Annotated in this window: 24 protein-coding genes and 1 pseudogene; 15 read left to right on the top strand and 10 right to left on the bottom strand. The window is 72.3% G+C overall.

Features of this window, described 5'->3' with window-relative positions; genetic code table 11:
* The first annotated feature begins 14 nt into the window (after positions 1–14).
* Positions 15–557, top strand: coding sequence for a GNAT family protein (locus tag GLX30_RS01495; RefSeq protein ID WP_159682582.1), 543 nt, complete (start codon positions 15–17; stop codon positions 555–557).
* A 12-nt stretch (positions 558–569) separates the two neighbouring features.
* Here GLX30_RS01495 and GLX30_RS01490 read toward each other — a convergent pair whose 3' ends face one another.
* Entirely contained in the window at positions 570–983 is a 414-nt protein-coding gene (locus GLX30_RS01490; protein ID WP_159682577.1) for a DUF3995 domain-containing protein, read from the bottom strand.
* Between the two features lie 236 nt (positions 984–1,219).
* On the opposite strand from GLX30_RS01490, the gene GLX30_RS01485 reads away from it, so the two are divergent.
* Positions 1,220–1,582: a DUF952 domain-containing protein gene (locus tag GLX30_RS01485; RefSeq protein WP_159682574.1), complete on the top strand. Its 363-nt coding sequence runs from the start codon at positions 1,220–1,222 to the stop codon at positions 1,580–1,582.
* 75 nt (positions 1,583–1,657) lie between these two features.
* Here GLX30_RS01485 and GLX30_RS01480 read toward each other — a convergent pair whose 3' ends face one another.
* Both GLX30_RS01480 and GLX30_RS01475 read right to left on the bottom strand, forming a co-directional pair.
* Positions 1,658–2,044: a VOC family protein gene (locus GLX30_RS01480; RefSeq protein WP_159682571.1), complete on the bottom strand. Its 387-nt coding sequence runs from the start codon at positions 2,042–2,044 to the stop codon at positions 1,658–1,660.
* Positions 2,045–2,225: 181 nt separating this feature from the next.
* The gene (locus GLX30_RS01475) at positions 2,226–2,840 is read right to left on the bottom strand and encodes a dihydrofolate reductase family protein (RefSeq protein ID WP_159682570.1); all 615 of its coding nucleotides are present in this window, start codon (positions 2,838–2,840) and stop codon (positions 2,226–2,228) included.
* A 418-nt stretch (positions 2,841–3,258) separates the two neighbouring features.
* Here GLX30_RS01475 and GLX30_RS01470 point away from each other — a divergent pair, with 418 nt between their 5' ends.
* The 3 genes from GLX30_RS01470 to GLX30_RS01460 all read left to right on the top strand — a co-directional run bounded on the left by GLX30_RS01470 (position 3,259) and on the right by GLX30_RS01460 (position 6,884).
* Positions 3,259–4,281 (top strand): LacI family DNA-binding transcriptional regulator, encoded by a 1,023-nt coding sequence (locus GLX30_RS01470; RefSeq protein WP_159682568.1) that lies wholly within the window; start codon positions 3,259–3,261, stop codon positions 4,279–4,281.
* Between the two features lie 51 nt (positions 4,282–4,332).
* On the top strand, positions 4,333–5,442 hold the full coding sequence (locus tag GLX30_RS01465) for an aldose epimerase family protein (RefSeq protein WP_159682566.1): 1,110 nt from the start codon (positions 4,333–4,335) through the stop codon (positions 5,440–5,442).
* Between the two features lie 140 nt (positions 5,443–5,582).
* Positions 5,583–6,884: a hypothetical protein gene (locus GLX30_RS01460; protein WP_159682564.1), complete on the top strand. Its 1,302-nt coding sequence runs from the start codon at positions 5,583–5,585 to the stop codon at positions 6,882–6,884.
* Positions 6,885–7,120: 236 nt separating this feature from the next.
* Here GLX30_RS01460 and GLX30_RS01455 read toward each other — a convergent pair whose 3' ends face one another.
* Entirely contained in the window at positions 7,121–8,173 is a 1,053-nt protein-coding gene (locus tag GLX30_RS01455; protein ID WP_159682562.1) for a PRC and DUF2382 domain-containing protein, read from the bottom strand.
* A 196-nt stretch (positions 8,174–8,369) separates the two neighbouring features.
* Here GLX30_RS01455 and GLX30_RS01450 point away from each other — a divergent pair, with 196 nt between their 5' ends.
* Positions 8,370–8,756, top strand: coding sequence for a VOC family protein (locus GLX30_RS01450; RefSeq protein ID WP_159682560.1), 387 nt, complete (start codon positions 8,370–8,372; stop codon positions 8,754–8,756).
* On the top strand, positions 8,753–9,388 hold the full coding sequence (locus tag GLX30_RS01445; RefSeq protein ID WP_159682557.1) for a TetR-like C-terminal domain-containing protein: 636 nt from the start codon (positions 8,753–8,755) through the stop codon (positions 9,386–9,388). Before GLX30_RS01450 ends, GLX30_RS01445 begins: the two co-directional genes overlap by 4 nt.
* A 25-nt stretch (positions 9,389–9,413) precedes the next feature.
* Here the strand turns inward: GLX30_RS01445 and GLX30_RS01440 are convergent, their stop codons facing one another.
* A complete protein-coding gene (locus GLX30_RS01440) occupies positions 9,414–10,304 on the bottom strand; it encodes an LLM class flavin-dependent oxidoreductase (RefSeq protein ID WP_159682555.1) in 891 nt (296 codons plus the stop codon).
* A gap of 159 nt (positions 10,305–10,463) precedes the next feature.
* On the opposite strand from GLX30_RS01440, the gene GLX30_RS01435 reads away from it, so the two are divergent.
* The 4 genes from GLX30_RS01435 (at position 10,464) to GLX30_RS01420 (ending at position 17,633) form a co-directional block, all read left to right on the top strand.
* Positions 10,464–11,942, top strand: a complete 1,479-nt coding sequence (locus tag GLX30_RS01435) for an ornithine decarboxylase (RefSeq protein ID WP_159682553.1) — start codon at positions 10,464–10,466, stop codon at positions 11,940–11,942.
* Positions 11,943–12,156: 214 nt separating this feature from the next.
* A complete protein-coding gene (locus GLX30_RS01430) occupies positions 12,157–14,337 on the top strand; it encodes a SpoIIE family protein phosphatase (RefSeq protein WP_244257950.1) in 2,181 nt (726 codons plus the stop codon).
* A 160-nt stretch (positions 14,338–14,497) separates the two neighbouring features.
* Positions 14,498–15,226 carry an SDR family oxidoreductase gene (locus tag GLX30_RS01425; protein ID WP_159682552.1) on the top strand — a complete coding sequence of 243 codons (729 nt, stop codon included), beginning with the start codon at positions 14,498–14,500 and terminating at the stop codon, positions 15,224–15,226.
* Positions 15,227–15,404: 178 nt separating this feature from the next.
* On the top strand, positions 15,405–17,633 hold the full coding sequence (locus GLX30_RS01420) for a catalase (protein WP_159682550.1): 2,229 nt from the start codon (positions 15,405–15,407) through the stop codon (positions 17,631–17,633).
* Between the two features lie 68 nt (positions 17,634–17,701).
* Here GLX30_RS01420 and GLX30_RS01415 read toward each other — a convergent pair whose 3' ends face one another.
* Positions 17,702–18,439, bottom strand: a complete 738-nt coding sequence (locus GLX30_RS01415) for a class E sortase (protein ID WP_159682548.1) — start codon at positions 18,437–18,439, stop codon at positions 17,702–17,704.
* A gap of 211 nt (positions 18,440–18,650) precedes the next feature.
* On the opposite strand from GLX30_RS01415, the gene GLX30_RS01410 reads away from it, so the two are divergent.
* Both GLX30_RS01410 and GLX30_RS01405 read left to right on the top strand, forming a co-directional pair.
* A complete protein-coding gene (locus GLX30_RS01410) occupies positions 18,651–19,043 on the top strand; it encodes a helix-turn-helix transcriptional regulator (RefSeq protein WP_208545544.1) in 393 nt (130 codons plus the stop codon).
* 56 nt (positions 19,044–19,099) lie between these two features.
* Positions 19,100–19,549, top strand: coding sequence for a VOC family protein (locus tag GLX30_RS01405; protein ID WP_159682544.1), 450 nt, complete (start codon positions 19,100–19,102; stop codon positions 19,547–19,549).
* A 74-nt stretch (positions 19,550–19,623) separates the two neighbouring features.
* Here the strand turns inward: GLX30_RS01405 and GLX30_RS34895 are convergent, their stop codons facing one another.
* From GLX30_RS34895 to GLX30_RS01390, 4 genes and pseudogenes are all read right to left on the bottom strand, one after another.
* A complete protein-coding gene (locus tag GLX30_RS34895) occupies positions 19,624–20,226 on the bottom strand; it encodes a hypothetical protein (protein WP_244258538.1) in 603 nt (200 codons plus the stop codon).
* Positions 20,227–20,315: 89 nt separating this feature from the next.
* Positions 20,316–20,720, bottom strand: a pseudogene (locus GLX30_RS34890) (aromatic acid exporter family protein); the annotation flags it as partial.
* 278 nt (positions 20,721–20,998) lie between these two features.
* Positions 20,999–21,880, bottom strand: a complete 882-nt coding sequence (locus GLX30_RS01395; RefSeq protein ID WP_159682540.1) for a YegS/Rv2252/BmrU family lipid kinase — start codon at positions 21,878–21,880, stop codon at positions 20,999–21,001.
* A gap of 29 nt (positions 21,881–21,909) precedes the next feature.
* Positions 21,910–23,508 (bottom strand): FAD-binding oxidoreductase, encoded by a 1,599-nt coding sequence (locus GLX30_RS01390; RefSeq protein WP_159682538.1) that lies wholly within the window; start codon positions 23,506–23,508, stop codon positions 21,910–21,912.
* An 84-nt stretch (positions 23,509–23,592) separates the two neighbouring features.
* Here GLX30_RS01390 and GLX30_RS01385 point away from each other — a divergent pair, with 84 nt between their 5' ends.
* Positions 23,593–24,192, top strand: a complete 600-nt coding sequence (locus GLX30_RS01385; protein WP_159682535.1) for a TetR/AcrR family transcriptional regulator — start codon at positions 23,593–23,595, stop codon at positions 24,190–24,192.
* A gap of 47 nt (positions 24,193–24,239) precedes the next feature.
* Entirely contained in the window at positions 24,240–25,814 is a 1,575-nt protein-coding gene (locus GLX30_RS01380) for a glycerol-3-phosphate dehydrogenase/oxidase (RefSeq protein ID WP_159694787.1), read from the top strand.
* Positions 25,815–26,052 lie beyond the last annotated feature (238 nt).

Here is a 26,052-nt window from a genome sequence, read left to right as displayed (position 1 = left end):
GATAAGAAGCTTGCATGCTGAGAGGTGACAAGATCGGGCTCAGGGCCCGGTACGAGGACGACATCCCCGTCCTGCGGGCCGAGCTCTACGACGACGTGGTCAACGCCGCGCGGGCCGAAAGCGGGCCGTGGCGGCCGATCACGCCCGGATCGCAGGATCCGCGACTCGTGGTGGACGACAAGAACCAAGGGCTCGTCCAGTTCTCCGTGGTGGAGCTGGACGGCGGCACGCTGGTCGGCACCGCGACGCTGTGGGGCATCGACACCCACAACCGGTCCGCACACATCGGGTTGGGCCTGCTGCCGTCCGCCCGCGGCAAGGGCTACGGCACCGACGTGGTCGCGGTGCTGTGCCACTACGGCTTCGTCGTGCGCGGCCTGCAGCGGCTGCAGATCGAGACGCTGGCGGACAACACCGCGATGTTGCGCTCCGCCGAGCGCAACGGCTTTGTCCGCGAGGGCGTGCTGCGTTCCTCGGCCTGGGTGCTGGGCGAATTCCTGGACGAGGTACTGCTCGGGCTCCTGGCCCATGACTGGAAGCCGGAGTCGAAGGGCTAGGTTGGGGGACTCTCAGCCGACCGCGACCACGACGCTCAGCAGTGCGAGCACGACGCAGAACGGTGCGTACACCCGTCGGTTCAGCCGGTTGTAGAGAGGATTGCCCTTGCCGGCGGTGAACGGCTCGACCAGCCCACGCAGGACCATGACCGCGGCCAAGCCCCAGATGCCCGTGCGGTACAGCCAGTCGGGGACGAGACGCAGTTCGTCCCAGTTCGCAGCCAGGGCCACGTACGCGGCCCCGACCAGCAACGCCGCCACCAGGGCGGTCAGCAGTCTCGGTATCTCTTCCGCGTCGGGTATGGCCTTCCGGGCCAGGTCCTTCTCGGACGTGGCCGGCCAGTGGACGCCGACGGTCCAGAGGAAGTGGAGCACGCCGACCGTGAAGAGCGCGGCGGCGAGGAGAAGACTGGCGACGTTGGTCATCCGGCGCTCCGTCATTCCGTTCGATCGGCAGTGCACGACATTCGTCCGACGGCCCTGACGATAACCCTCGGCACTTCGGGCCGGTTCATCGCCCTGGCGTAAGTGCCGGTCCCGGTAGCGTGGAACGCGCCCCCACCGCACCGGCCATCGCACACCGCGCACCCCGTACCGCAAGGCGATCACCCGACGACGGGGGGGCGACAACGTCTCCACGCCTACTGGTGTACAACCCGAAGATGATCTACCACGTTGTCCCCCACAGCGACTGGACGGCCGACCCGGACCGGCCCTACGCTCCCGCATCCCTCACCGAAGACGGCTTCGTCCATTGCGCCCCTGACGAGCCGACCACCCTCGCCGTCGTCAACGCCTTCTACCGCACCGCGCCGAAACCACTCCTGGTGCTCGTTGTGGACGAGAGCCGTCTCACCGCCAGGACGGAATGGGAGGCAGCCGTTCCGTCCCCGCCGCCCGGAGTCCCCGACGGCACCCTGTTCCCGCACGTGTTCGGTCACGTCGAGCGCGACGCCGTCGAGCGGATCCTGGAAATCACCTGGGACGAGAACGGCCGCGCCACAGGAACGAAGACGACCACCTGACCCGTCAGGCCGAGGCGGAAACTCGGTGCATGGCCGCGGATCGCGCCCCGGGCGTGGTCCGAGGCCACGGGGCTTTCAGGGGCGGTAGCGCAATGGATGGTCCTCGGGTACCTCTACGACAGCGATGCGCACCCCGTCCGGGTCCGCGATCCACATCTCGATCAGCCCCCAGGGCTCCTTCACCGGAGCGCGCAGCACCTGTACCCCGGCTGCTTGCAACTCCTCGAACGCCGCCTGCACATCTACGACTTGGAGCCACAGCTGGAGGCCTGGCGCTGGTGGGCTCTCGGAGCGCCCCGAGACCTCGAGGAATCCGCCGCCCAGGAAATAGACCGTGCCGCGTTCCGGCCCGGTCCCGAACTCGCGACTGATGGCGAGTCCCAGCGCTCCGCCGTAGAAGGCGCGGGTGCGGTCCGGATCCGTCGGGCGCAGCAGGACCCTGCTGCCGAGTACATGCACCATGCCGTGAACCTATGTCGTCCCGGGCCCTACGGGCCGGAGATTTCGATCGCGTCACGCCCGGGGGCGCGGGTGCGACGGGCAGGGCCGATCCGCCAAGGATGTCTCCCGCCCCGCCCGCAGAGCGCCCCAGGCGCTCGCCGCAGACTCGGACTGCTCGATCCGGGGTTCCGCCACGACGTGGTCACAGGACGTCGTACGTCAGGTGCGTCGCCGTCGATGTCGGGGTCACGCTCCGCTGCACCAGCGTGTGCGGCGCTCCGCCGGTGAACAGGGACGTCCCGGCGCCCAGTACGACGGGCGCCAGGTGCAGCGTCAGCACGTCGACCAGCCCGGCTCGGAGCGCCGAGCCGACCGTGGCGCCGCCGCCCATGAGGACGACGTCGAGGTCCTTGCCACTGTCCGACGACGCCGCCTCGGCGCGCTCGCGCGCGACGGTGACGGCGTCGGCCAGACCGGTGGTGACGAACGTCCAGTCGAGGCCGGTGAGCCGCACCGACCCCGGCGGCGAGCTCGTCACGACGACGAACGGGGGTCTGCCGACCTCGCGCGCGCCGTAGCCGGTCTCGTCGTCCCAGCCGTTCGGCCCGTCGACCACGTCGAAGAGGCGGCGGCCGAGGACGACGGCGCCCGAGCGGGCGGTCGCCTCCCGGAGTACCCGGCGGTCGTCGGGGTCGTCGGAGAACGCCCAGGTGTGCAGGGCCTCCCCGCCGGCGCCCAGACCGGTGTCCGGGCCGGGGTCGGGCCCGGTGACGAATCCGTCGAGGGAGACCGAGATGTCAGCGATGATTCGAGTCATACCAGGGCAGACCCGATCCGCCGCCCGAACTCATCGCTCCCGCATCCGGCGGTGTGTGCGAGGGCCCGTACTTCCGAACGGGCGGCGACGACTGTCCGGACGAGGACACCGTGCCGCTCGAAACGACCTGACGATCGTCGAGCACATCGTCAGGCACGGCTCTTTGCCCCCGACGCGCGACGGGTGGTCGATCGCTGAGCGTCCGGACGGTCCCGGGTCCTCCCGTCGCTCCCACCTGCCGGACGTCCTCCGAGGCCGGGCGGATCCGCCCGCTCAATTCGTCCTACCGCTCCGTGACCGGGGCATCGCATCCTTATCGTGGTCGTCGTGGCGCGGCGCGGTACGGCGTGGAGCCGCGGGAGGACCAGCCACACACCGTCACACAGCGGTACTGCCGCACCGAGAGCCGAGGAGTGCCGTGGGCGTCAGCCTCAAGGACGTTGCCAGTCGGGCGGGCGTGTCCATCAAGACCGTCTCGAACGTGGTCAACAACTACCCGCACGTCACGCCCCGGATGCGGGCCAAGGTGCAGCAGGCCATCGACGAGCTCGGCTACCGGCCGAACCTCACAGCCCGCCACCTGCGCAAGGGGCGGACGGGCATCATCGCCCTCGCCGTGCCGGAGTTCGGCAACCCGTACTTCGCCGAGTTGGCCGGTGCGGTCGTCGACGCCGCCGCCCGGCACGACTACACCGTCCTGGTGGACCACACGGCGGGGCTGCGGGAGAAGGAACTCCTCGTCAGCCAGGGCTTCCGCGCCCACGTCATCGACGGGCTCATCCTCAGCCCCATCCACCTCGAGACGGAGGACCTCACCGCACGTACGGACAGCGCCCCGCTGGTGCTGCTGGGGGAGCGGGAGTACGAGGCGCCGTACGACCACATCGCCATCGACAACGTCGCCGCTGCCCGGGACGCCGTCCGGCATCTCATCGACCTCGGCCACCGCCGTATCGCCTTCCTCGGCTCCCGAACCGGCCGCGAGCGCCAGCCCGCCCATCTGAGGCTGCGCGGCTGGCGCGAGGAGCACGCAGCGGCGGGCCTGGTGGCCGACGACGCCCTGGTGGTCGTCACCGACGGTTACGGGCGGGAGGACGGGGCGAGCGCCATGGCCGCCCTGCTCGACCGCGGCGAGCGGCCCGACGCGGTCTTCGCGTACAACGACCTCATCGCCGTCGGAGCGATGCGCACCCTCACCGAACGCGGACTGAGCGTCCCCCGCGACGTCGCCGTGGTCGGGTTCGACGACATCGAGGAGGGCCGGTACGGGGCCACCACACTGACCACGATCTCCCCGGACAAGGAGGCCATCGCCAGGCTGGCGGTCGACAGCCTCGTCGAACGCCTCGCCGGCGGCACGGCGCCCGAGCCTCGGCGGCAGCGGCCCGGATACCGCCTCGTCATCAGGGAGTCGACGACCCGCCCACCACGCTCCCGCTGACCCGCCCACCCTCGTTTCCCGCCCGCCCCGCTGCCCGCCCGAAGGATCGCCATGCCCCGCCCCAGCGTCACCCGCACCCCCTACGGAGCCCTCCCCGGCGGTGAGGAGACCGAGCTCTGGGCTCTCGATTCCGGGCACGGCGTACGGGCCGAGATCCTGACCTACGGCGCCGTCCTCCACTCCCTCACCGTCCCGGACACCCGGGGCGAAGCCGCCTCGGTGGTCCTCGCCCTCCCCGGGATCGGCGACTACGCGGAGAAGAACGCCTATATCGGCGCCGTCGTCGGCCGCTTCGCCAACCGGATCGCGAACGGCACCTTCACCCTCGACGGGACCCGCTACCAGATCCCGGCCAACGACCGGGGCCACGCCCTGCACGGTGGTCCGGGCGGCTTCGACACCAAGGTGTGGCGGGCGAGCGAGGTGCCCGGAGAGGAGGCCGCGGCCGTGCGGCTGTCGCTGCACAGCCCCGACGGCGACATGGGCTTCCCGGGCGCCCTCGACGTGAGCGTGACGTACAGCCTCGATGCCGAGGGAACCCTCGCCGTCGACTTCAGCGCCACCACCGACCGGCCCACCGTGGTTAACCTCGCCCACCACGCCTACTTCGACCTCGCCGGCGAAGGCGACATCCGCGGGCATGTGCTGCAGGTCGACGCCGAGAGCTATCTGCCCGTCGACGCAGCGGGCATCCCTTACGGCCCGGCCGCCGACGTACGGGGCACGGCCTTCGATCTGACCGAGCCGCGTGTCCTCGGCGAACGGCTCGCGATGCCCGACGAGCAGGTGCGCGCCGCCGGCGGCTTCGACCACTGCTGGGTGCTGGACCCCGCCGGCCCGGCCGCCGAACCGCGCCGCGCCGCCCGGCTCGGCGCGCCGGGCGGACTGCGCGTCATGGAGGTGTGGACCACGGAACCCGGCGTGCAGGTGTACACGGCCAACCAGCTCGACGGGTCGCTCGCAGCCCCCTCGGGACGGCGGCACGAACGGTACTCGGGCGTGTGCCTGGAGACCCAGCACCTGCCCGATTCCCCCAACCGGCCCGAATACCCCACCACGGTGGTTCGCCCCCACGAGCCGTGGCACAGCCGCACCGAATTCCGCTTCCCGCACCTGACCGCGAAGTCGCCGGGCGACGATGCCGAAGAGGGCAACTCCTGATCGACGCAAGGGTGGGACCCTCCGAGATCATCTCGATCGTCGGCACCCCGCTCGCCACGCACCTGAGGTACAGCGTCCACATACAGCCGTCGTGCGGCGGCCGTCCGGCTCCGCCCGGCGGGACCGGGTACGGTGCTGATGTGCTGATCACAGGGGAGAACCGGGAGAGTCCGGCCTCGGGTACCGCGCTGCTCCTCGCAGCCGCCCCGGCCGGCAAGGGGCGTCTCATCGACGCCGCGTCCGTGCTGCCCGCGCTCGCGGCCGTACCGGCGGACGTCCTCGCCGGTACGGCCGGCGCGGCCGCGGCCACGGTGATCGAGCTCGCCGACCCGCTCGATCCACAGACCGTCCTGACCCGCATCCGCGCCGCGGCGGCCTCGCCAGGACCGCTGCACCTGTATCTGGCGGGGCAGTTGCACGTGGACCGCAAGCAGCGGCAGCTGCACCTCGCCCTCGCCCGCACGGCACCGGCGACGATGCGCTACACGGCCCTGCCCTGGCACTGGCTGGCGGGAGAGCTGAGACCCCGGCGGCCGGGAACCACCACGGTGGTGCTGGACCTCGTCGCCGACACAGAGGCCTGGCAGCAGGTCACCGGCGGCAAGCTGCTGCTCGGCGACGGGACACGGATGTACGGGCGGATCGCCCCCGCTCCCGGGCGTCGCACCGTCGCCGCCCCCGCCCACCTGAAGGCCGTGGCGGCGATCTGGCGCAGCGGGGCGCGCCCGCCGCTCCCGCATCTCCACGAACAGGCCGCCGCGCAGGCGGCATCCCAGGATGCGGCAGACGGGGCGCTGCTGTTCGGCATCGCCCCCTCGAACGCCCCGGCGCGTGCAGCCGGGCCCCCGCTGGGCCACCCGGCCGGACACACCGCGGGACCGGTGCACGGGCACGCCACAGTGCCGGGCCCGCGCATCGCACCGGCCCCCACCGGTGGTCCCGATCCGGCCGCGGCCCACGCCCGTCCGGCGAGCCCCGCCGCCGCGGGGGCCGACCCGCAACGGGCGATCCTCGCCGCCGCGTGGGCCGGACGCCACGACGAGGCGGCCGCCGCCGCTGCCGCATGCGAGAACGAGGCGCTTCGGGCCCACGGGCCCGGATCCGTGCAGGTGCTGCACTGGCTGGAGGTACGGGCGGACCTCGCCCGGCTCGCCCAGGATCCGGCCGGCAGCTGCGAGTTGTGGATGACCGCCGCCGATGTCCGGCTCGGCCGTCAGCAGACCGCCGACGATCCGGACGTCGAAGCCGCCGTGGACCGTGCGCATCACCAGTGGGAGCAGATCGGGGACGCGGCGAGGGCACGGCAACTCGCCCCGGCCCTGGTGGCGTTGCGACGGCGGGTGCCGGGACGTCAGCGCGGCGCGCTCCAGTTGCTCCAGCGGCGCCTGGAGCAACTGCACGACCGCCGCGCAGACACGACACCCTCCGCCTCGGCCCGCTGACACGACCTGGTCCGCCCGTGGACCGACGGCTCCGTGCCGCTGCGCACGACGCTGCCGCCCAGGGCCGGTTGCGCGTCCGGCGCCCAACGGTGCCGCACGTCCCGCTGCATCGGTACGCAGCAGGCGACGCACCATTGAGGCGGACGGCGCCCGCACGGTTCTCACAACCGCCGGGCACCGTCCGCCTCGTCACCCTCACCCCGCCACACGGCCGTCGAAGGCCGCTGTGGACCGCGTCAGCCAGGTCCGCCCGGGCCGCGGCGCTCGTGCTTCTCACGCGAGGCCCGCTCGGTGCGCTCGTCCGGCATCTCGGCCTCGATCCGCTCCTTGCGGACCCGGCCCTTGACCGTCTCCTGCTCCGTGTGCTCTTCGGTCGTCAGTCGGACACGCTCGACCGGCTCGACGCGGGTCTCCACGACCGGCCGCTCCTCGTACAGGGTGACCTCGTGCTCGGCCTCGGAGATCTCCGGCCCGGACAGCGCCTCGCCCCGGTTCCTCTCGGTGATCGGCTCGCGCTCCACGCGCACCTCGTCGTGGCGCAGCGGAATCGTCTGCTGCTGCTCCTCCGTCACCACGTACTTGCGCAGCCGCGCACGGCCGACCTCGTGACGCTCGGTGCCGACGTGCATGGTCTCCTCGGACCGGGTCATCGCCGAGTCGGTTTCGCCCCGGCGTTCACCCCCTGCCATGTCCATGTCCCGGCGTTCACCGGCCATGTCGCGTCCGCGCGTCTGTCCGGTCGCGGCCGCGCGTCCGTGGGCCGGGGTCTCGCCCGCCATGCCCTGACCCGCTCCGGCCCGGCTCCTGCCCGCCGTACGGGCCTTCCCGGCCGCTCCGGCGGCACCCGCCGCTCCTGCCGCGCCCGCGGCTCCTGCCGTGCCCGATGTGCCGGCCTGGCCCGCCTGGCCGGTTCCGCCGGAGTGGGCCCAGCCGCCTTCGGAGGGCTGGTTGGCGCGCTTCCACGCGGAGTCCCAGTCGATGCGGTAGTGCCGGTACAGGCGCTCTTCCTCCTCCGCGGAGAGATGGCCACCTGCGTCCACGTCGACGTTCGGGGCGTCCTTGATGGTGTCCTTCGCGTAGGGCACCTCGAGGTGGTCCTCGACCATGTTGGCGTCCCGGATCGGCACGAACGACTCGTTGCCGCCGAACAGGCCCGTCTGGACGCTGACCCAGTCGGGCTCGCCGGTCGCGTCGTCGAGGAAGACATGCTTGGCATTGCCGACCTTGTTGCCGTCGGCGTCGTATACCGGGTGGTCCAGTACGTTCCGGATCTGTGCTTTGGTGATCACGACTTCCTCCTTCTCGGACGTCCCTGGACGTCCGAGTAGCCATCAGGAATGTGACTAAACGACTCGAAACGGCACGTAATGCCTCCTGTGGCGCCCCTGCCGTCTCCCGTATCGGGCCCTGCTGCCCCTTGCCGGAGGAGGCCGGCGAGGCTTACGATACGAACCGGATCGGATTCAAATGAGGGGGAGGACTGTCATGCGAGTGAAGGACTTCGACCACTTGGTGCTCAACGTCCAAGACGTCGAGCGGGCCCTGGAGTTCTACTGTGGACCGCTCGGGCTCGAGCCTGTACGCGTGGAGGAGTGGCGGGCCGGCAAGGTGCCGTTCCCGTCCGTGCGGATCACCCCTACGACCATCATCGACCTGGTCAGCCGCCCCCGGGGCGAGTCCAACGTGGACCACATATGCCTGACCGTCGACCCGCTGGACTGGCAAGAGGTCATCGACTCCGGAGTGTTCGACGTGCTGGAAGGACCGGTGGAACGGTACGGCGCCCGGGGTGACGCCTGGTCGCTCTACGTGCAGGACCCCGACGGCAACACCGTCGAACTGCGCTGGTACCCGCAGGACGCCGCACAGTGACACCCCCCGCGGCCGGCCGTCCGCGCGACCCGGCGATCGACGCCGCGGTGGTGGCCGCGACACTCGACGTGCTCCGCGAGCACAGCTACTCCCGCTTCGCCCTCGAGACGGTCGCGGCGAGGGCGGGCACCACGAAGGCGTCCATCCGGCGGCGTTGGCCCACCCGTCAGAGCCTGGTGATCGACGCCCTCGCGTCTGTGCTGGTCACTCCGCCGGTGCCGGACAACGGCTGCACCCGCTGTGACCTGACCCAGAGCGTCGGCGTGCTGGCGGAGGCCCTTCTTGAGCGGCTGCCGGCAGGCGTGCTCGCTCCGCTCGTCGCGGACTGCGCGCACGACGACGCCCTGCACCGGCGGCTGATCGACGTGCTCGTGCAGCCCAGCAGGCACGCCGCCATGGTCGCGGTGCGGCGCGCCGTCGACCGCGGCGACCTGCGGGCCGGTGTCGATCCGGACCTGCTGGTCGACCTCCTGGCATCGGTGGTCTACCAGCGGGCCCTGTTCGGCGACACCGTGGTCGGCAGGGCGGCCGCACGTCCACTGGTGGACCTGCTGCTGCAGGGCGCTGCGGTCGACTTCGACCATCTCGTCAGGGTGAGCGAGATGCCCGCGCACGCCAGGCACCGGCACTGACGTCGCGACCGGAACCGACGCCGCGTCAGAATCCTTCGCGCGGACGCGGAACGAGGGGGCGCACCTCTTCGGCCACGAACCGTACGAAGCCCTCCGGGTCCGGCTCGTCGGCCGTCGGCTGAAGCACCACGGTGTCCGCTCCCGCGTCCACCAGTCGCTGGACGGCCTTCGCCACCGCGCCCGCGTCACCCGCCACGCCGAGTCCTGGCGTCGACGCCCCGCCGGAGCGCTCCAGTTCGCCCGTGAGGCGCTCCTCGGCGCCGGTACCGGTCGCGGTGTGGAGATAGACGACGATCTCGTGGCGGCCGGTGCGTCCCGCCGTCGTCCGGCCCTCGTCGATCAGCCGGAGGGCGTTTCGCACCCCGTCGGGCGTAACGGCCGCGTCCAGGATCGTGCCGTCGGCCGCCTCGCCGGTCAGCCGGAGTGAGCGCGGCCCCGTCGCCCCGGCCAGCACCGAAGGGGCGGTCGTGGGCGGCCAGTCGAGGGCGACGCCGTCGAGCTTCACGTACCGGCCGTCCACCGTCACCCGCTCGCCCCGCAACAGGGCCCGCATCGCGGTGAGATGCTCGCGCAGCAGCGTCAGCGGCGATTCGACGCGCGCGCCGACCTGCCCCATCCACGCCTGGACGCCGTGTCCCACGCCCAGGGCCACCCGGCCGGGGAAGAGCCGGTGCAGCGTGGCGGCCTCCATGGACGTCAGAGCGACGTTCCGCAGGGGGACCGGCAGCAGGCCCACGCCCACACGAAGACGCTCCGACCAGGCGAGGGCGGCGGTCGCCGTGGCGATACCGCTCTCCAGGAAGCAGTCCTCCCAGAGCCACAACTCCTCCAGCCCGGCGGCATCCGCCGTGCGGACCACTTCGCGCAACCGTTCGGGAGGCAATTGCGGACGGAACACTGCGCCGAGAGAGGTCACGCAGAACCAATACCCGCCCGCCCGCGCCGCCCACAACCCCATTTCGTGACGGCGGCGCAGCCTCCGCAGGCCCGGTCGAGCGGCCGGCAGCCGCGCCGTAATGACCCGTTCGGCCCAGCCCGTCAGTTTTCGTGCTGCCCCGACGGGAAGCGGAGTCACATGGACCACTCACGGACACCGGTACTGGAAGCGCTGGCCGCGTACCACGCGGAGGAACAGACCCCCTTCACGCCGCCCGGCCACAAGCAGCACCGCGGCGCCGATCCGCGGGTCCGCGCCGTCATGGGCGACGAGGTCTTCCGGTCCGACGTGCTCGCGATCAGCGGCCTCGACGACCGGACCTCTTCGCACGCCGTGCTCCAGCATGCTCAGGAATTGATGGCGGACGCCGTCGGGGCGGAGCACACCTTCTTCTCCACCTGCGGCAGTTCGCTGTCCGTCAAGGCGGCCATGCTGGCCGTCGCAGGCCCGCACGAGAAGTTGCTCGTGGGCAGGGACGCGCACAAGTCCGTGGTCTCCGGCCTGGTCCTCGCGGGCATCCGGCCCGTCTGGGTGGAGCCCCAGTGGGACGCGGAGCGGCGCATGGCCCACCCGCCGTCCGCCGACGCCTTCCGTGCCGCGCTCGCAGACCACCCCGACGCCCGCGGCGCTCTGGTGACGACCCCCACCCCCTACGGGACCTGCTCGGACCTGTCGGGCATCGCGGAGGCGTGCCACGAGCACGGGGTGCCGCTCATCGTCGACGAGGCGTGGGGTGCCCATCTGCCCTTCCACCCGGACCTGCCGACGTGGGCCATGGACGCCGGGGCCGACGTGTGTGTCACCTCTGTCCACAAAATGGGCTCCGGGCTCGAGCAGAGTTCGGTGTTCCACCTCCAGGGCGACCTGATCGACCCGACGGTCCTCAAGAGCCGTGAGGACCTGCTGGGTACGACGAGTCCCTCCACGCTGATCTACGCCGCGCTCGACGGCTGGCGCCGCCAGATGGTCGAGCACGGTCGTGCCCTGTACGACGCGGCGCTGGCACTGGCCGGCGACGTCCGGACCCGCATCGAGGACATCGACGGCGTGCACGTCCACGGCAGGGAAGACCTCTGCGGTCCCGGCCGTGCGACCGACATGGACCCCTTGCAGGTTGTCATCGACGTCAGCGCACTCGGCACGACCGGCTACCGGATCGCGGACCGGCTGCGCCTGACCCACCACGTCAATCTCCATCTCGCCGACCATCGGCGCATCAGCGCGCAGCTGACCCACGCGGACGACGAGACCTCCGCCGAGCGGCTGCTCGCCGCCCTGCGGGACGTGCCGGCCCAGGCGCCGCACCTGCGGCCCGCGCCCGAGGTGGAGGTGCCCGACCCCGCGGACCTGCGGCTGGAACAGGTCATGCTGCCCCGTGACGCGTACTTCGGCAGGGTCGAGCAGGTCCCGTGGGAGAAGGCCGTGGGCCGTGTCAGCGCCGAGATGCTCACCCCGTACCCCCCGGGCATTCCCGCGGCACTGCCCGGCGAGCGCCTGAACGAGGCGGCGCTGCGGTATCTGCGCAGCGGTGTCGACGCCGGCATGGTCGTACCCGACGGCGCCGATCCGGAGGTCAGGACGGTGCGCGTGACCGTCGAGGACCGTCCCGGTTCCTGAGCGTTCCCAGGTCGGCGGCCCAAGGGTGCATGCTGCCGAGGTATAGGCGTAATGTCCACAAATGATGAAACCTGTACCTTATCGCGCACCGACGGGCCGCCCGGAACGCTCCGGCCCGGACCTCCGGCCCGGTCGGCCCGCACCGCCTGCCCACCCCGCGGCGACGCATCGCGCGGGTACGGCACGGTCCGCCCCGGCCGTGAAGGACTAGGCGATGGCATCGGCCGACGAGGAAGACGGTGCCGTGGAGGCCCTGCAACGGCTGTTGTCCCGGATGCTGCGGGAGACCGGCGGATACGGGGGCGGGATCTACGTACTTCGTCCGGAGAGTCAGGTGCTCAGTGCCGTCGTCCTCGCCGGAGTGCCCTCCAGCCTCGCCATGCCGTGGGCCAGGGTCGGCGTCTCGGCCTCCGGCCCGCTCGCCCAGGCGGTCCGCGAGGACCGCCTGATCTGGGTGGGGGCAGAAGGCGAACTGGCCCGCCGCTACCCGCGCCTCGGGCTGGCCCTGCCCTACTCGTTCGCCCTCGCCGCCGCCCCCGTCGCCGGTGCCGGGCGCACCTGGGGCGGGGTCCTCGTGCTCTGGCCCGGCTCGCAGTCCATGGAGATCGAACCTGCCCGGCGCAAGGCCGTCGAAAGGACGTGCGGTCACATCGCGGCCGCCCTGCGCCGGGCCGAGGAGAACGGCCACCCCGTCCTGCCGGCCACCGAACCCCGGCTGATGCCGGTGCCCCGCGGACGCCGGGTCACCCAGTCCCAGGCCTTCTCCGCGGTGGACTACACCGAACGCCTGCCGGAGGGCTGCTGCGCCCTCGACCTCGACGGCAGGGTCACCTTCGTCAACTCCACGGGGGCGAAGCTCGTCGGCTCCGACGTGATCGCCCTGACGGGCGCGCGGCCCTGGGAACTCCTGCCGTGGCTCGACGACCCCGTCTTCGAGGACCGCTACCGGTCGGCCGTCATGAGCCGCAGACCCACCTCTTTCACCGTGAGGCGCCCCGACGGCCTGTGGCTGTCCCTCGAGCTCTACCCCGACGCACGAGGCATCAGCGTCCGCATCTCTCCCTCCCGGCTGGGCGGCGGCGAGGCCGCCCCGTCGGCCGCCGACGCTGTCGGCTCGACCTCCGACGAGGCCGTCGCCGCCGCCCCGTCCGTGCTCCGACAGACCGGAACGGCCCCGGAACGGACCGCGCCCCGCGCCGATGTCCTCTACCGGATGGCGCACCTCGCCGCCGCGCTCACCGAGGCGCTCAGCGTGCCCGACGTGATCAAGCTCGTGGTGGACCAGATCGCCCCCAGCTTCGGCGCCCACGCCGTCGCCCTGCTCGCCACCCATGCCGGCAGACTGCGGCTGCGCGGCCACAGCGGCTACGGACCCCAGGAGGCCGAACACCTCGGCGGAGTGCCGCTGGCACCCGACAACCCGAGCGGGCGCGTGGTGATAACCGGTGAGCCGGCCTTCTTCCCCTCCCGCCGTGAACTGGAGCAGGCGTTCCCGAACGCCGTCGGCGACGACGGCAATCACGCATGGGCGTTCCTGCCGCTGGTGGCCGCCGGCCGCCCGATCGGCTGCTGTGTCATGGCATACGACCGCCCCCGCCCCTTCGCACACGACGAGCGGGCCATGCTGACCGCGTTCGGCGGACTGGTCGCACAGGCCCTCGACCGGGCACACCTCTACGACACCAAGAGCGGCCTCGCCCGCAGCCTCCAGGCGAGCCTGCTCCCGCAGACCCTGCCTTCGCTGACGAATCTTCAGGCCACCGCCCGCTACCTGCCGGCCACCCGTGGCATGGACATCGGAGGCGACTTCTACGACCTGATCCGCCTCGACGACACGACGGCAGCGGCCGTCATCGGCGACGTCCAGGGCCACAGCGTCCCCGCGGCCGCGCTGATGGGCCAGGTCCGTACGGCGGTCCGCGCGCAGGCCCTCGCCGGAGCGTCCCCCAGCGACGTCCTCGCCGGCGCCAACCGCCTGCTCACCGACCTCAATCCGGGGCTCTTCGCCAGTTGCCTCTACGTCCAGCTCGACCTCGCCCGCGGCCGCGCCTGTCTGGCCACGGCGGGTCACCCGCCGCCGCTGCTGCGCGACCCGGGAAGGAGGGCACGGACCGTGGCCGTGTCACCGGGCCTGCTGCTCGGAATCGAACCGCTCTCCGACTACCGGTCCGCCGAGGTCACCGTGGAGCCCGGCAGTGTCCTGGCCCTCTTCACCGACGGGCTGGTGGAACGACCGGGCATCGACATCGGGGTGGCGATCGACGAACTCGCCCGCTCCCTGGCCGCCGGCGCCCACGACCTCGAGGTGCTGGCCGATCAGCTCATGCAGGGCGCCCTGCCCTCGGGCGACCGGACCGACGACACCGCGCTGCTGCTGCTCCGGTCGATGCCCTGACCGGCGGGCCCGGGCCGGAGATTCCTCGGCCGGTGATGCCTTGTCCGGTGCGGGACGCCCGACGCCGGGGCGATCACCCGGCGGGCCGGGGTGAGGCAGCAGGGGACTGCGGATTAGAGTCGGTCCGCGTCAGTCCCGTCCCCTACGACCGGAGCCCGCCTTGCGTCAGCCACTCACCATTGTCACCGGCGGCAGCCGCGGCATCGGCGCCGCGGTCTGCGCCCGCCTCGCCGTCGAAGGCCACGACGTGGTGATCGGCTACCGGTCCGACGAGGCCGCCGCGCACGAGGTCGCCAAGGCGGCGCGCGTGGCCGGCCGCCGGGCCTTGGCCGTCCGCGTCGACACCGCCGACGAGCAGTCCGTCGACCGTCTCTTCGACAGTGCGGCCGAACTGGGCACCGTCACAGGCCTGGTGAACAACGCCGGCATCAGCGGGCCCAACGGCCGCCTCGCGGACGCCGACGCGGAAGGGATGCGCCGAGCGCTCGAGGTCAACGTGTGGGGATACCTGCTCTGCGCCCGCCGTGCTGTCCGTGACATGACCGGCTCCGGCGGCGGCGCGATCGTCAACATCTCCTCCGCGGCCGCCACCCTCGGCAGTCCCGGCCAGTACGTGCACTATGCGGCCACCAAGGCGGCCGTCGACGCCATGACGACGGGTCTGTCCAAGGAGGTCGCCGCCGACGGCATCCGCGTCAACTGCGTCGCCCCCGGCACCATCTGGACCGAGTTCCATGAGGACCCGCAACGGCCCGCGAAGGTCGCGGCCCATGTGCCCATGGGCCGGGCCGGACAGCCGCAGGAGGTCGCCGGCGCGGTCGCGTGGCTCCTCTCGCAGGACGCGTCGTACACGACGGGGGCGGTGCTGCGCGTCGCGGGCGGAATGTAGCCGCCGGACGTCAACCGGACGGGTTCTTCGCGGAAGCGGTCCGCCGAGCGCCGCCAGGTCCACCGGGATGGGTGTACCCGGACTGCCGTGCTCCCGCCGGGGCAGAAGAATCGGCCGAGTATGTGTCCGAGGCGGCGGAGACTCTCCGGCGTCCGGCACCCGTATCCGTGGAGGACGCATGAACCGGAAGAACTCCGGCGCCGAAGGCGGCATCCCCGGCAGGCCGTCGCCGCAACCGCCCACCGTCGACGAACCGACGGAGCCGAGGGAGCCGCTCCCGCCCAAACCGGACCAGAGCGGACCGGCGACCGTGAGCCCGACGGGACAGGAGACGGGCGCCGACCAGGCCGCCGTCGCCCAGGCCGGTCCGTACCTGACCACCGCACAGGGCGCCCGACTCCCGGACACCGACCACTCCCTGAAGGCCGGCAGCCGCGGCCCCGTCCTGCTGCAGGACCACCACCTGCGCGAGAAGATCACCCACTTCGACCACGAGCGCATCCCCGAGCGGGTCGTCCACGCGCGCGGCGCCGCGGCGCACGGCGTTTTCCAGGGCTACGGCACCGCCGCGCAGATCACCAAGGCGGCGTTCCTCGGCAAGGGCGTCGAGACGCCGGTCTTCGTACGTTTCTCCACCGTCCTCGGCTCCCGCGGTTCCGCCGACACCGTGCGCGACACCCGGGGCTTCGCCACCAAGTTCTATACGACGGAGGGCACTTTCGATCTCGTCGGCAACAACATCCCGGTGTTCTTCATCCAGGACGCGATCAAGTTCCCGGACATCATCCACGCGGGCAAACCGCACCCGGACCGCGAGATCCCGCAGGCGCAGAGCGCCCACGACACGTTCTGGGACTTCGTCACCCTGCACACGGAAGCCACCCACCACACCTTGTGGAACATGTCGGACCGGGGCATCCCCCGCTCGTTCCGCATGATGGAGGGCTTCGGCGTCCACACCTTCCGGCTGGTCAACTCGGCAGGCGCCACGACGCTGGTGAAGTTCCACTGGAAACCGAAGCTGGGCGTGCACTCCATGGTGTGGGAGGAGGCGCAGATCACCGGCGGGATGGATCCGGACTTCCACCGCAGGGACCTCGCCGATGCGATCGAGGCGGGCGCCTACCCGCAGTGGGAACTGGCCGTCCAGACCTTCCCCGACACTCCGGAGCAGACGTTCGAGGGCATCGACCTGCTCGATCCGACGAACATCGTCCCCGAGGAACTGGCGCCGGTACAGCCGATCGGCCTGCTGACCCTGAACGCCAACCCGTCGAACTTCTTCGCGGAGACCGAGCAGGTCGCCTTCCACCCGGGCCACCTCGTCCCCGGCATCGACATCACGGACGACCCGCTCCTGTCCGGTCGGCTCTTCTCCTACCTGGACACCCAGATCAGCCGACTCGGCGGCCCCAACTTCGCCCAGATTCCCGTCAACCGCACCCACGCACCGGTCAACGACATGCTGCGGGACGGCATGCACCAGACGGCCGTGCACCGGGGGGTGGCGCCCTACCGGCCCAACTCGCTCGACGCCGGCTGTCCGTTCCAGACGGGTGCGGACCTGGGCGCCTATGTCGAGGTGCCCGTGGCGGTGCCGGCGGCGAAGAAGGTCCGCGAGGCACCGGACTCGTTCGCCGACCACTTCGGCCAGCCCCGCCGGTTCTGGCTCAGCATGTCGCCCGTGGAGCGCGAACACATCATCGCCGCCTACTCGTTCGAGCTGGGCAAGTGCTACGAGCAGGCCATCAAGGAGCGCGGCCTGCAGGTCCTCGCCAACATCGACCCGGAGCTGTGCGCCGGTGTCGCAGCCGCCCTCGGTCTGCCCGCACCCGGGCCGACGGAGCCCCTCGCGTCCGTGGAACCGAGCCCGGCGCTCTCCCAGATCGGACAGACCTGGCCGCTGGACGGCCGCGTCATCGGGATCGTCGCCGACGCCGGCTGCGACCTCGACGGAGTCCGTTCCGTACGCCGGGCCGTGCTGGCGGCGGGCATGGTCCCGTTGGTCGTCGGCCCCGACGGCGGTGCGCTCGGCGGCGACGGGGAACCGCTGACCGTGCAGCGTACCTTCGCCACCGCGCGCTCGATCGAGTTCGACGCGCTGCTGCTCGCCGGAGCCCCCGGCCCGGCCGCCGACGCGATCGGCGCCCGCGACGCCAAGGCGGGCGATCCGGCTGCGGGACGCGGCGGCGCGTCCGACCCGAGGGTGCTGCTGATGCTGTCCGAGGCGTACCGGCACGGCAAGGCGATCGGCGGCTGGGCAGGGGCGGAGAGCGTGCTCGCGGCGGCCGGTGTGCCCGCGGACGCGCCGGGAGTGGTGACCGGCGACGGCGGGGACGGCACGCTGGAGGAGATCACCCGGCTCCTGGGCAGCCATCGCGTGTGGGAACGCTTCGCGGCCGCCTGACGAACGGCACGACGCCGCCCGGCCCGGTCCCCGCAGTGGGGGACCGGGCCGGGCGTCGTCGTCACTGCCTACCGGTCGGACACCCCGCGCAGTACGCCTGTCTTGTCGATCCGGTGCTCCGGGTTGCCCTTGTCGTCGCGCCAGAAGTTGCCCGCCGCGTCGTCCTCGGGAGTCGCGCAGGTGGACAAGGTGATCATCGCCTCGGTGGGCTTCTCTCCGGGGTGGCCCGGTACCGCGGCCCGCTGCTCGGCGAGTGAACGCTCCGAACGGAACGACGTCTGACGGGTCTCGGTGATCACGTACTCGTACACAGATCCGCCCGCGGTCACGAACACGGAATCGCCCTTGTCCAGGGCCGGGAGGTCGCGCATGGGTCCACCGGCGGAGAGACGATGGGCGGTGACCAGGTAATTGCCGACCTCGCCCGGTCCGACGCCGCCCCGTTCGCCGTACGGACTGGCGGCCGCACCGCGGTTCTGGATCCGGGTACCCGGCCAGTCGTCGGTCGTGCCCTCGTACGGGACGACACGCAGGTCCTCGAGCCCGATGGCCGGGACGGACAGCACCGCGGCCTCGGTGCGGGGATCGAACGCCGGGGCGGGTGGCTCCGTGGAGACGGGCGCGCCGGAGCCCGAGGCGGGTGCGGCGGAGTCCGGAGCGCCGGACGTGGCCGACGGCGCTGCCGCGGCGCTGACGGCTGCCTTGCCGGACGTGCCGGAGCTTTCGGCCGCTCCGGCGCCGGCGCAGCCGGTGAGGAGGGCGGCCACGCCTGCGAGGGCGGCGGGTGCTGTTCGGGCGAGCATCATGGGCAGCCGAGATCCGTAGCCGGGAACGGCAGGCACGGCGGATTCGCTGTGACCTGTATGCGATGAAAACAGCACGATTCGACCAGATGTTCCCCTCGTTCGTCAATGCCCGCGGTTCCGGCTCCGCGCCTCCGCTGTCAGTGCCCCGTGCCAGCATGGGACCGTGACGAACCCGGCCCATCTACGGCAGCTGCGCCTCGCGAAGGACGCGATGGACCGCGACTGGGCGGATCCCCTCGACCTCGACGCGATCGCCGCCCACGCCGGATACTCCCGCTACCACTTCGTCCGGGCCTTCAAGGCGGTGTACGGGCAGACACCGGGCCAGTACCTGTCCTGCCGCCGGGTCGAGCGGGCCGAGGAGATGCTCCGCACCGCGAACCTCTCCGTCACCGAGATCTGCACGCTCGTCGGTTTCAACAGCCTCGGCACGTTCTCCGCCCGTTTCAAGAAGCAGACCGGACTCTCACCGAGCGAGTACCGCGCCAGGCACGTGGGCCGCGGCGCCGCCCTCATCCCCGGGTGCTACGCGATGCTTTGGGCGGGCGGATTCTCGCCGTCCCGCGTTCCTGACAGGCCCAGCAATTCTGAAGAAGCAGGCTGAGGTCCCCGCTGCCTACGGTGGCAGGGCCGCAGAAACCTCTCATCCAGGAGCACGTAATGATCAAGGGCCTCGCCATCTCCACCGTCTGGGTGCTGGACCAGGACCGGGCGAAGGAGTTCTACACGCAGAAGCTCGGCCTCGAGGTCCGTACGGACATGACCATGGGCGAGGGAGGCATGCGCTGGCTGACGGTGGGCGCCAAGGACCAGCCCGATGTGGAGCTGACCCTGATGGTGCCGACCGCGTCCTCCATGGACCCCCAGTCCGCCGAGGCCATGACGACTCTCGTCTCCAAGGGCGTCCTCGGCGCGGGGGTCCTGGCCACCGACGACATCCACGGTGACTACGAGAAGCTCAAGGCACGCGGTGTCGAGTTCCTGCAGGAGCCGCAGGAGCGCCCCTACGGCACAGAGGCGATCTTCCGCGACGACTCGGGCAACTGGTTCTCGTTCACCCAGCGCCGCGAGGCCGGCGACCTCGACCCCGACAAGGACTGGGCCTGCTGACACGACCGGCGCCGGCTGCGCCGGGCATGAGGAAGGCGGAACGTCAGGACGGCCGTGCGCGGAGCGGCCGTACCTCAGGGCTGCCGGGCCGGAGCCGGCCCGGCCTCCAGGGCGTACAGCAACTGCTGCGTCTGCGCCGCGAGACCGCCCACCGCGGTCGCCGTCTCATGGTCGTGCGCCAGCAGATGGCGCTTGAGCAGACGATGCGCCTCCCAGGCCCGGCCCATCGCCTCCTTGCGCGCGTCGCCGTCGGGCGGCACCGCGGCGCCGAGCGCGGCCCGATCCGCCTGGCAGACGTCCGCCATGGCGCGGAACAGCTCGGGCAGGCAGCGAAGTGCGGGCTCGGGCGGCGAAGCGAGGCTGCGCCACTCACCGGTCGTGTCCACCAGAGTCGCCGTGACCGACTCGAGGCGGTCGGCGAGCTTCGTCCAGTACGTGTCCCAATGTCCCGGCGGCGGGCCGGGGTGGCGCCGTAGCCGGCGCCCAGGATTGAAGCGGTAGCTCTCCTGCGTCCACCCGCGGGCGTTGCGCAGGTCCTGGACGGGGCCGCCGAGCCGCCGAGCACCCTCGTGCCACTGCTCGGCGCTCGTACGGTCGTAGCCGTTCTCCACGTCGTCGGCCATGGCGCGCAGCAGATCCGTGCTGTCACGACCGAGCCTGTCCAGGCTGTCGCGCACATCGCGAAGGTGGACCGGGGGAGGACCAGGGCGTTCACGCCGATTCCGATCACCGCTCCGACGAGTGCCTCGAAGAGGCGGTGGGCGATGGACGTCCCGGAGAAGGAGCTGTACGCGAGCACGAAGATGGCGGTCGTCGGCGCGTAGACGCCCTGGTCGCCGAAGCGCGAGTAGTTCCCCAGCAGCACCGCCGGGGGAAGGGCGAGGGCCATCGCTGCCATCGTGTTCCCGGTCAGCGCGGCCGCCCCGATCGCCAGCAGCGTGCCGAGGGCGATGACGACGAGCTGCTGTGCTCCGGTTCGCAGCGAGCGGTAGACGGTGCTCTGCACGAGGACCACCGCGGTCCACGGCGCCATCAGAGCCATCGGCGCCTTCCACCACCAGCCGACCAGCGCCCACGCGAGAACGGCGGCGCCGGCGGCCTTCAGCGACTGGACCGCGAGGTCCCGTTCGGGCCCGGACTCCGTCAGGGCCCTGCGTACGGAGGTCCCCACCGCGGACAGCTCCCACGCCACCCAGCGCCACAAGGCCACCTGCCACCTCCACTTCGTGCACCGTCACCGACCGGCCCGGCGGCACGCGACAACCGTCACGGCGTCACCGGGACCAGACACGTGTAACCAGCGGACGTCGGCCGAATCCTCCCGAAGCATCCGTCCGCCGGCCGTCGCGGAGTGGGAGACGGACAGGTCCGCGTAGCTCAGCAGCCGGCCCGCGCGCCGCACGGCGGTGCACCCACCGGAGCGCGTCCGCGCCCGACGCCGCTCCGGCGTCAGCAGATCACGTTCAGCGCGCCCGGCTCGACCCTGACCGTCACGGGAAGGGCCGCGTCGACCTCGCCGTCCGCGCCGTACGGCACACTCCGGTCGGCCTCGATACGGATCTCGCGGCCTTGGAGGATCTCCACCTGCGGGCGTGCGAGGTGCGCCCCCGTCTTCAGCTCGTTCATCATCGTGAAGAACAGCCGTTTGGGGGCGTGATTGATGACGACGACGTCCAGCAGCCCGTCGTCGAGCCGTGCGCCCGGGGCGATGTTGCGACCGAAGCCGTAGAAGCCCGAGTTGGCCGCGACGACCGTGTAACCGCGCCGTTCGTGCTCGGTCCCGTCGACCGTTATGCGGTACGCGGCGGGCTGCCAGCCGAGCACGGCCCGCAGGCCGCCCGCGTAGTAGGACGCGGCACCACGCAGCAGCCGCGAGGTGTTGGCGTGCCGGTTGGCCACCGCGTCCACGCCCGCGTACACGCTGCCCAGCACCGACGTCCCCGCGTGGACGGCGGAGGTGACCTCGATGGTGTCGACCGGCCGCGGTGAGCCGTTCAGCAGCACGTCCGCAAGGTCCTCCGTACGTGACGGGAGACCCAGCGCCCGGGCGAAGTCGTTGCCGCGCCCGGCGGGGACGACGCCGAAGACGGCGTCGGAGCCGCTGAGCGCCCCGCCCACGCGGCCGGCCATGCCGTCCCCGCCGACGGCCAGCACGACGTGCCCCTGCCCGGCGGCCTGCCGTGCCACCTCCTGGGCGTGCTCCAGGCTGCGGCTGTACTGCGTGTCGAACCGGGCCCCGGCCTCCCTCAGGAGGCGGGCCAGCGGAAGCAGGGCCGCCGTACCGCTCGACCCGCCCGCGGCGGGATTGACGACGGCGGTGAACTGTCGCATGAATGCGCCTCCGGAACGCAGGGGGCCGGTCAGCGGACCGGGACGAGTACGCCGGGGTTGAGTGTCCCGGCCGGGTCGAGCTCGGCCTTGAGGGCCTGAAGGATACGGACCCCGAGCGGGCCGATCTCCCGCGCGTACCAGTCGCGGTGGTCGGTGCCGACACCGTGGTGGTGGCTGATGGTGCCCCCGGCCGCGATGATCGCGTCGTTGGCGGCCCGCTTCGCCGGCGCCCAGTGAGCCACCGGGTCGTCCCCCTGCGCGCTGACCACGGTGAAGTACAGGGACGCGCCGTTCTCGTACACATGGGATATGTGGCACATCACCAGGGGAGGCGTACCGGCCTCGGTCAGTGCGCCGGTCAGCGCCTGGCGCACCGCTTCGTACAGCCCCGGGAGTGCGGACCAGAAGCACGCCGTCTCCAGGGTTTCCGCGAAGGCGCCCGCGTCGAGCAGCGAGTCGCGCAGGTAGGGCGCGTTGTAGCGGCCGTGCGCCCAGCGCTCGCCGGGCTCCTCGCCGACGTACTCGCCACCGCAGGCGAGCAGCACCTTCCGGGCCCGGGCGCGCCGATCGGCGGTGTCCTGCGCGGTGCCCTCGTAGCCGGCGATCGCCATACAGCCGGCGGGCGTCCCGCTCTCCTCCGTGCTGCCGATCCGGTCGGGCTGAGCCAGACCCACGAAGGTCTCCGTCTCGTCCGACAGGCGCAGCACGGTCGGACGGGGGCCGTCCTGGGCGAGCGTGCGCAGGGCCGTGGCACCGGCCTCGAACGACGCGAAGCGCCAGCCCTCGTAGACCCGTGTCTCCGGCAGGGGCCGGATGCGTACGGTCACGGAGGTGATCACCCCGAGCACGCCCTCGGAACCGAGGACGAGCTGCCGCAGGTCGGGGCCCGCGGCGGAGCGAGGAGCCCGCCCGACCTCCAGGGTTCCTTCCGGGGTGGCGAGGGTGAGGCCGAGCACCATCTCGTCGAAGCGGCCGTATCCGGCCGACGCCTGGCCGCTGGAGCGGGCCGCGGCGAAACCGCCCACGGTGGCCCACTCGTAGGACTGCGGGAAATGGCCGAGCGTCCAGCCCAGCTCGCCGAGCAACTCCTCGCACCTCGGTGCGCGCATGCCTGGTTGGAGGACCGCCGTGCGGGAGATCTCGTCGACGGAGAGCAGCGCGTCGAGCCGGCGCAGGTCCAGTGCCACGAAGCAGTGCTTGCCCTCGGGGGCCAGTCCGCCGACGACGGAGGTGCCGCCGCCGAAGGGGACGACGGCCAGCGCGTGCTCGGCGCACGTCCGCAGGACGGCCGTCACCTCGTCGTGACTGCCCGGCAGCACGACGGCCGCGGGGATGTCGTCGACCTCGCCGGCGCGGATGCGCAGCAGGTCGGGCGTGGACTTGCCACGGGTGTGCCGGACGCGGCTCTCCGCGTCGGTGCACACATACGCGTCCCCGCCCACGCATTCGGTGAGCGCCGCGCGTGCGGCGGCGGTGAGTCCGGACGGCGGGACGTCGATCTCCTCGAGGGAGGCCGGGCCGCTCTCGCGGGGTGTCACGCCGAGCAGATCGCGCAGCAGGCCGGTCACCGTGTCCGGCAGCGGGGCTGCCTTGGCCGGGTCGCCCCAGCCGCTCCACAACATGTCCACTAGGGCTGTTTCCTCACCATCGGTTACGCGGGTGTTCGCGGGGCGCACTGCCACGCGGCCTGCACTGGTATTACACTGTGACAGATGACGCCCATTCGTCACAACCACTCGGACGGAGATGCCGTCCTCGACGCGGCACGCGACTGCGTCCTGGCCGTCGGCGTACGCCGGACCACCCTCACCGACATCGCCCGGCGCGCCGGGGTCTCCCGCATGACCCTGTACCGCCGCTGGCCCGATGTGCGAACCCTCGTCGGCGACCTGATGACCCGGGAGTGGATCGCCCTCGCCGTCGGCGCGATGCCCGATCCGGAACCCGGCGCCCCGGCGCGACAGAGGCTGGTCGAGGGACTTGTCGCCGGCGTCACCGCCTTCCGCGCCCACCCTCTCTTCCACAAGATCATCGACGTGGATCCGGAGCTTCTGCTCCCGTACGTCCTCGACCGCCGAGGCGCCAGCCAGGACGCGCTGCTGGGACTCATCGTGGGCGGCCTGGCGGAAGGCCACGCCGACGGCTCCGTGCGCCGGTCCCACCCCGACCGGCAGGCCCGCTCGCTGCTGCTCGTCGTGCAGTCCTTCACGCTCTCCCTGCGCACCATGACCGAAGAAGACGAGCCCGAACTCGCCGACACAGCCTTCCTCGACGAACTGCGGACCATCCTGGAGAGGACCCTCACACCATGAGCCGCCCGAGCCGTTCGAGCCGCCCGGACCGTGCCGCCGGGGCGGCAATGGGGCCCCCGCTGCGAGGAGCGCACGCGGCGTCGCTGGACGCCGGACGCCGCAGCCGCGAACTGGCCCGCCTCGCCGAAGGCGCCACCGTCGACGTCCTCGTCGTCGGCCTCGGAGCCACCGGCGCCGGAGCCGCCCTCGACGCCGCCTCCCGCGGACTCGCCGTCGCCGCGATCGACGCCCACGACCTCGCCTTCGGCACCTCCCGGTGGAGCTCCAAACTCATCCACGGCGGCCTGCGCTATCTCGCCACCGGCCACCTCGACGTGGCCCACGAGAGCGCGGTCGAACGCGGCATCCTCATGGAACGCACCGCCCCCCACCTCGTACGCCCCCAACCCTTCGTCCTGCCGCTCACCCCCCTCGTCTCCCGCGGCCAGGCCGCCGTGACCTGGGCGGGGCTGCGCGCCGGCGACCTCCTGCGGGCTTCCGCCCGCACCTCGCGCACCACCCTCCCCGCGCCCCGCACGCTCTCCGCCGTCGAGACCCGGCACATGGCACCCGTCCTCCGCCCGACCGGGCTGCGCGGCGGCCTGCTCTCCTGGGACGGCCAACTCACCGACGACGCCCGCCTGGTGACCGCCGTCGCCAGGACCGCCGCCGCCCACGGCGCCCACATCCTCACCCGGACCCGCGCACTCGCCGTGAGCGGAACCGGCGCGCGCGTCCGTGACGAACTCACCGGCGAGGAACTGGAGATCCGGGCCCGCACCGTCATCAACGCCGCGGGCGTATGGGCAGGTGGCCTCGTCGACGACGTCCGGCTGCGCCCCTCGCGCGGCACCCATCTCGTGCTGCGTTCCGAGGACCTGGGCGGGCTCACCGCCGGCATGCACATCCCGATTCCCGGCGAGTCCAACCGCTTCGTCCTCGTCCTGCCGCAGGGCGACGGCCGGGTGTACGTCGGACTCACCGACGAACCGGTCGAAGGGCCGGTGCCCGACGTGCCGGACGTGCCGGAGACGGACATCGGCTTCCTCCTCGACGTCCTCGGCTCGGCCCTCGACGTACCCCTGCGCCGCGACGACGTGGTGGGCGCCTTTGCCGGCCTGCGGCCGCTCCTGGACACCGGCCCGGCGGCGGGCTCCGCCGGACCCGGCAGGACGGCCGACATCTCCCGCAGGCACGCGATCCTCACCTCGACCGGCGGCGTCGTCACCGTCGTCGGCGGCAAGCTCACCACCTACCGGCGCATGGCCCAGGACGCCGTGGACGCCGCACTCGTCGCCGGCGGCGTGACCGCCGGCCCCAGCCGCACGGCCGCCCTGCCGCTCGTAGGGGCCGCCCCGGCGGGCGTGCTCGCCAGGCTCGACGCGCCCCGGCGACTGGTCCGCCGCTACGGAGTGGAGGCACCGGCCGTCCACGCTCTCGGCCTCGCCGACCCCGCCCTGGCCGCGCCCGTCGTCCCAGGTCACCCCGTCACCAGGGCCGAACTGGTCTGGGCCGTACGGCACGAAGGCGCCCTCGACGCATCGGACGTGCTGGACCGGCGCACCCGCATCGGCCTCGTCGACGACGACCGCCGGGCGGCGCAGGACGCGGCCCGCGAGGCGCTGGAACGCTGCTCGTCCTGATCTGGCCTGACCTGACTCGGCCGGCGGCGCTTCCCGGCCGGGGTCAGGGCACATCAACGTGCCGAGGGAACAACGGGCGTGGGGTGGAGGCTGTTCGCGCTCGCGGGCGTCGTCGCCACCCTGTCGGCCGCCGCCCCGTAGCCCAGGGCACGGTCACGGCGCGCCGCGGGACCGGCCTGCGGTGCCGTCGGTCGGAGCGGCCACGGTGGCGGGGCAGGCGACCTCTTCGATGCGAGCA

Source organism: Streptomyces sp. Tu 2975 (assembly GCF_009832925.1).
Classification (GTDB): Bacteria; Actinomycetota; Actinomycetes; order Streptomycetales; family Streptomycetaceae; genus Streptomyces.
This window is presented reverse-complemented; position numbering and strand designations above follow the sequence as displayed.

What these genes read in the sequence shown, in the direction of transcription:
- GLX30_RS01495 (WP_159682582.1), top strand. Translation starts at nt 15, where the DNA reads ATGCTGAGAGGTGACAAGATCGGGCTCAGGGCCCGGTACGAGGACGAC.
- GLX30_RS01490 (WP_159682577.1), bottom strand. Translation starts at nt 983, where the DNA reads ATGACCAACGTCGCCAGTCTTCTCCTCGCCGCCGCGCTCTTCACGGTC.
- GLX30_RS01485 (WP_159682574.1), top strand. Translation starts at nt 1,220, where the DNA reads ATGATCTACCACGTTGTCCCCCACAGCGACTGGACGGCCGACCCGGAC.
- GLX30_RS01480 (WP_159682571.1), bottom strand. Translation starts at nt 2,044, where the DNA reads ATGGTGCATGTACTCGGCAGCAGGGTCCTGCTGCGCCCGACGGATCCG.
- GLX30_RS01475 (WP_159682570.1), bottom strand. Translation starts at nt 2,840, where the DNA reads ATGACTCGAATCATCGCTGACATCTCGGTCTCCCTCGACGGATTCGTC.
- GLX30_RS01465 (WP_159682566.1), top strand. Translation starts at nt 4,333, where the DNA reads ATGCCCCGCCCCAGCGTCACCCGCACCCCCTACGGAGCCCTCCCCGGC.
- GLX30_RS01450 (WP_159682560.1), top strand. Translation starts at nt 8,370, where the DNA reads ATGCGAGTGAAGGACTTCGACCACTTGGTGCTCAACGTCCAAGACGTC.
- GLX30_RS01435 (WP_159682553.1), top strand. Translation starts at nt 10,464, where the DNA reads ATGGACCACTCACGGACACCGGTACTGGAAGCGCTGGCCGCGTACCAC.
- GLX30_RS01430 (WP_244257950.1), top strand. Translation starts at nt 12,157, where the DNA reads ATGGCATCGGCCGACGAGGAAGACGGTGCCGTGGAGGCCCTGCAACGG.
- GLX30_RS01420 (WP_159682550.1), top strand. Translation starts at nt 15,405, where the DNA reads ATGAACCGGAAGAACTCCGGCGCCGAAGGCGGCATCCCCGGCAGGCCG.
- GLX30_RS01415 (WP_159682548.1), bottom strand. Translation starts at nt 18,439, where the DNA reads ATGATGCTCGCCCGAACAGCACCCGCCGCCCTCGCAGGCGTGGCCGCC.
- GLX30_RS01410 (WP_208545544.1), top strand. Translation starts at nt 18,651, where the DNA reads ATGGACCGCGACTGGGCGGATCCCCTCGACCTCGACGCGATCGCCGCC.
- GLX30_RS01405 (WP_159682544.1), top strand. Translation starts at nt 19,100, where the DNA reads ATGATCAAGGGCCTCGCCATCTCCACCGTCTGGGTGCTGGACCAGGAC.
- GLX30_RS01395 (WP_159682540.1), bottom strand. Translation starts at nt 21,880, where the DNA reads ATGCGACAGTTCACCGCCGTCGTCAATCCCGCCGCGGGCGGGTCGAGC.
- GLX30_RS01385 (WP_159682535.1), top strand. Translation starts at nt 23,593, where the DNA reads ATGACGCCCATTCGTCACAACCACTCGGACGGAGATGCCGTCCTCGAC.
- GLX30_RS01380 (WP_159694787.1), top strand. Translation starts at nt 24,240, where the DNA reads ATGGGGCCCCCGCTGCGAGGAGCGCACGCGGCGTCGCTGGACGCCGGA.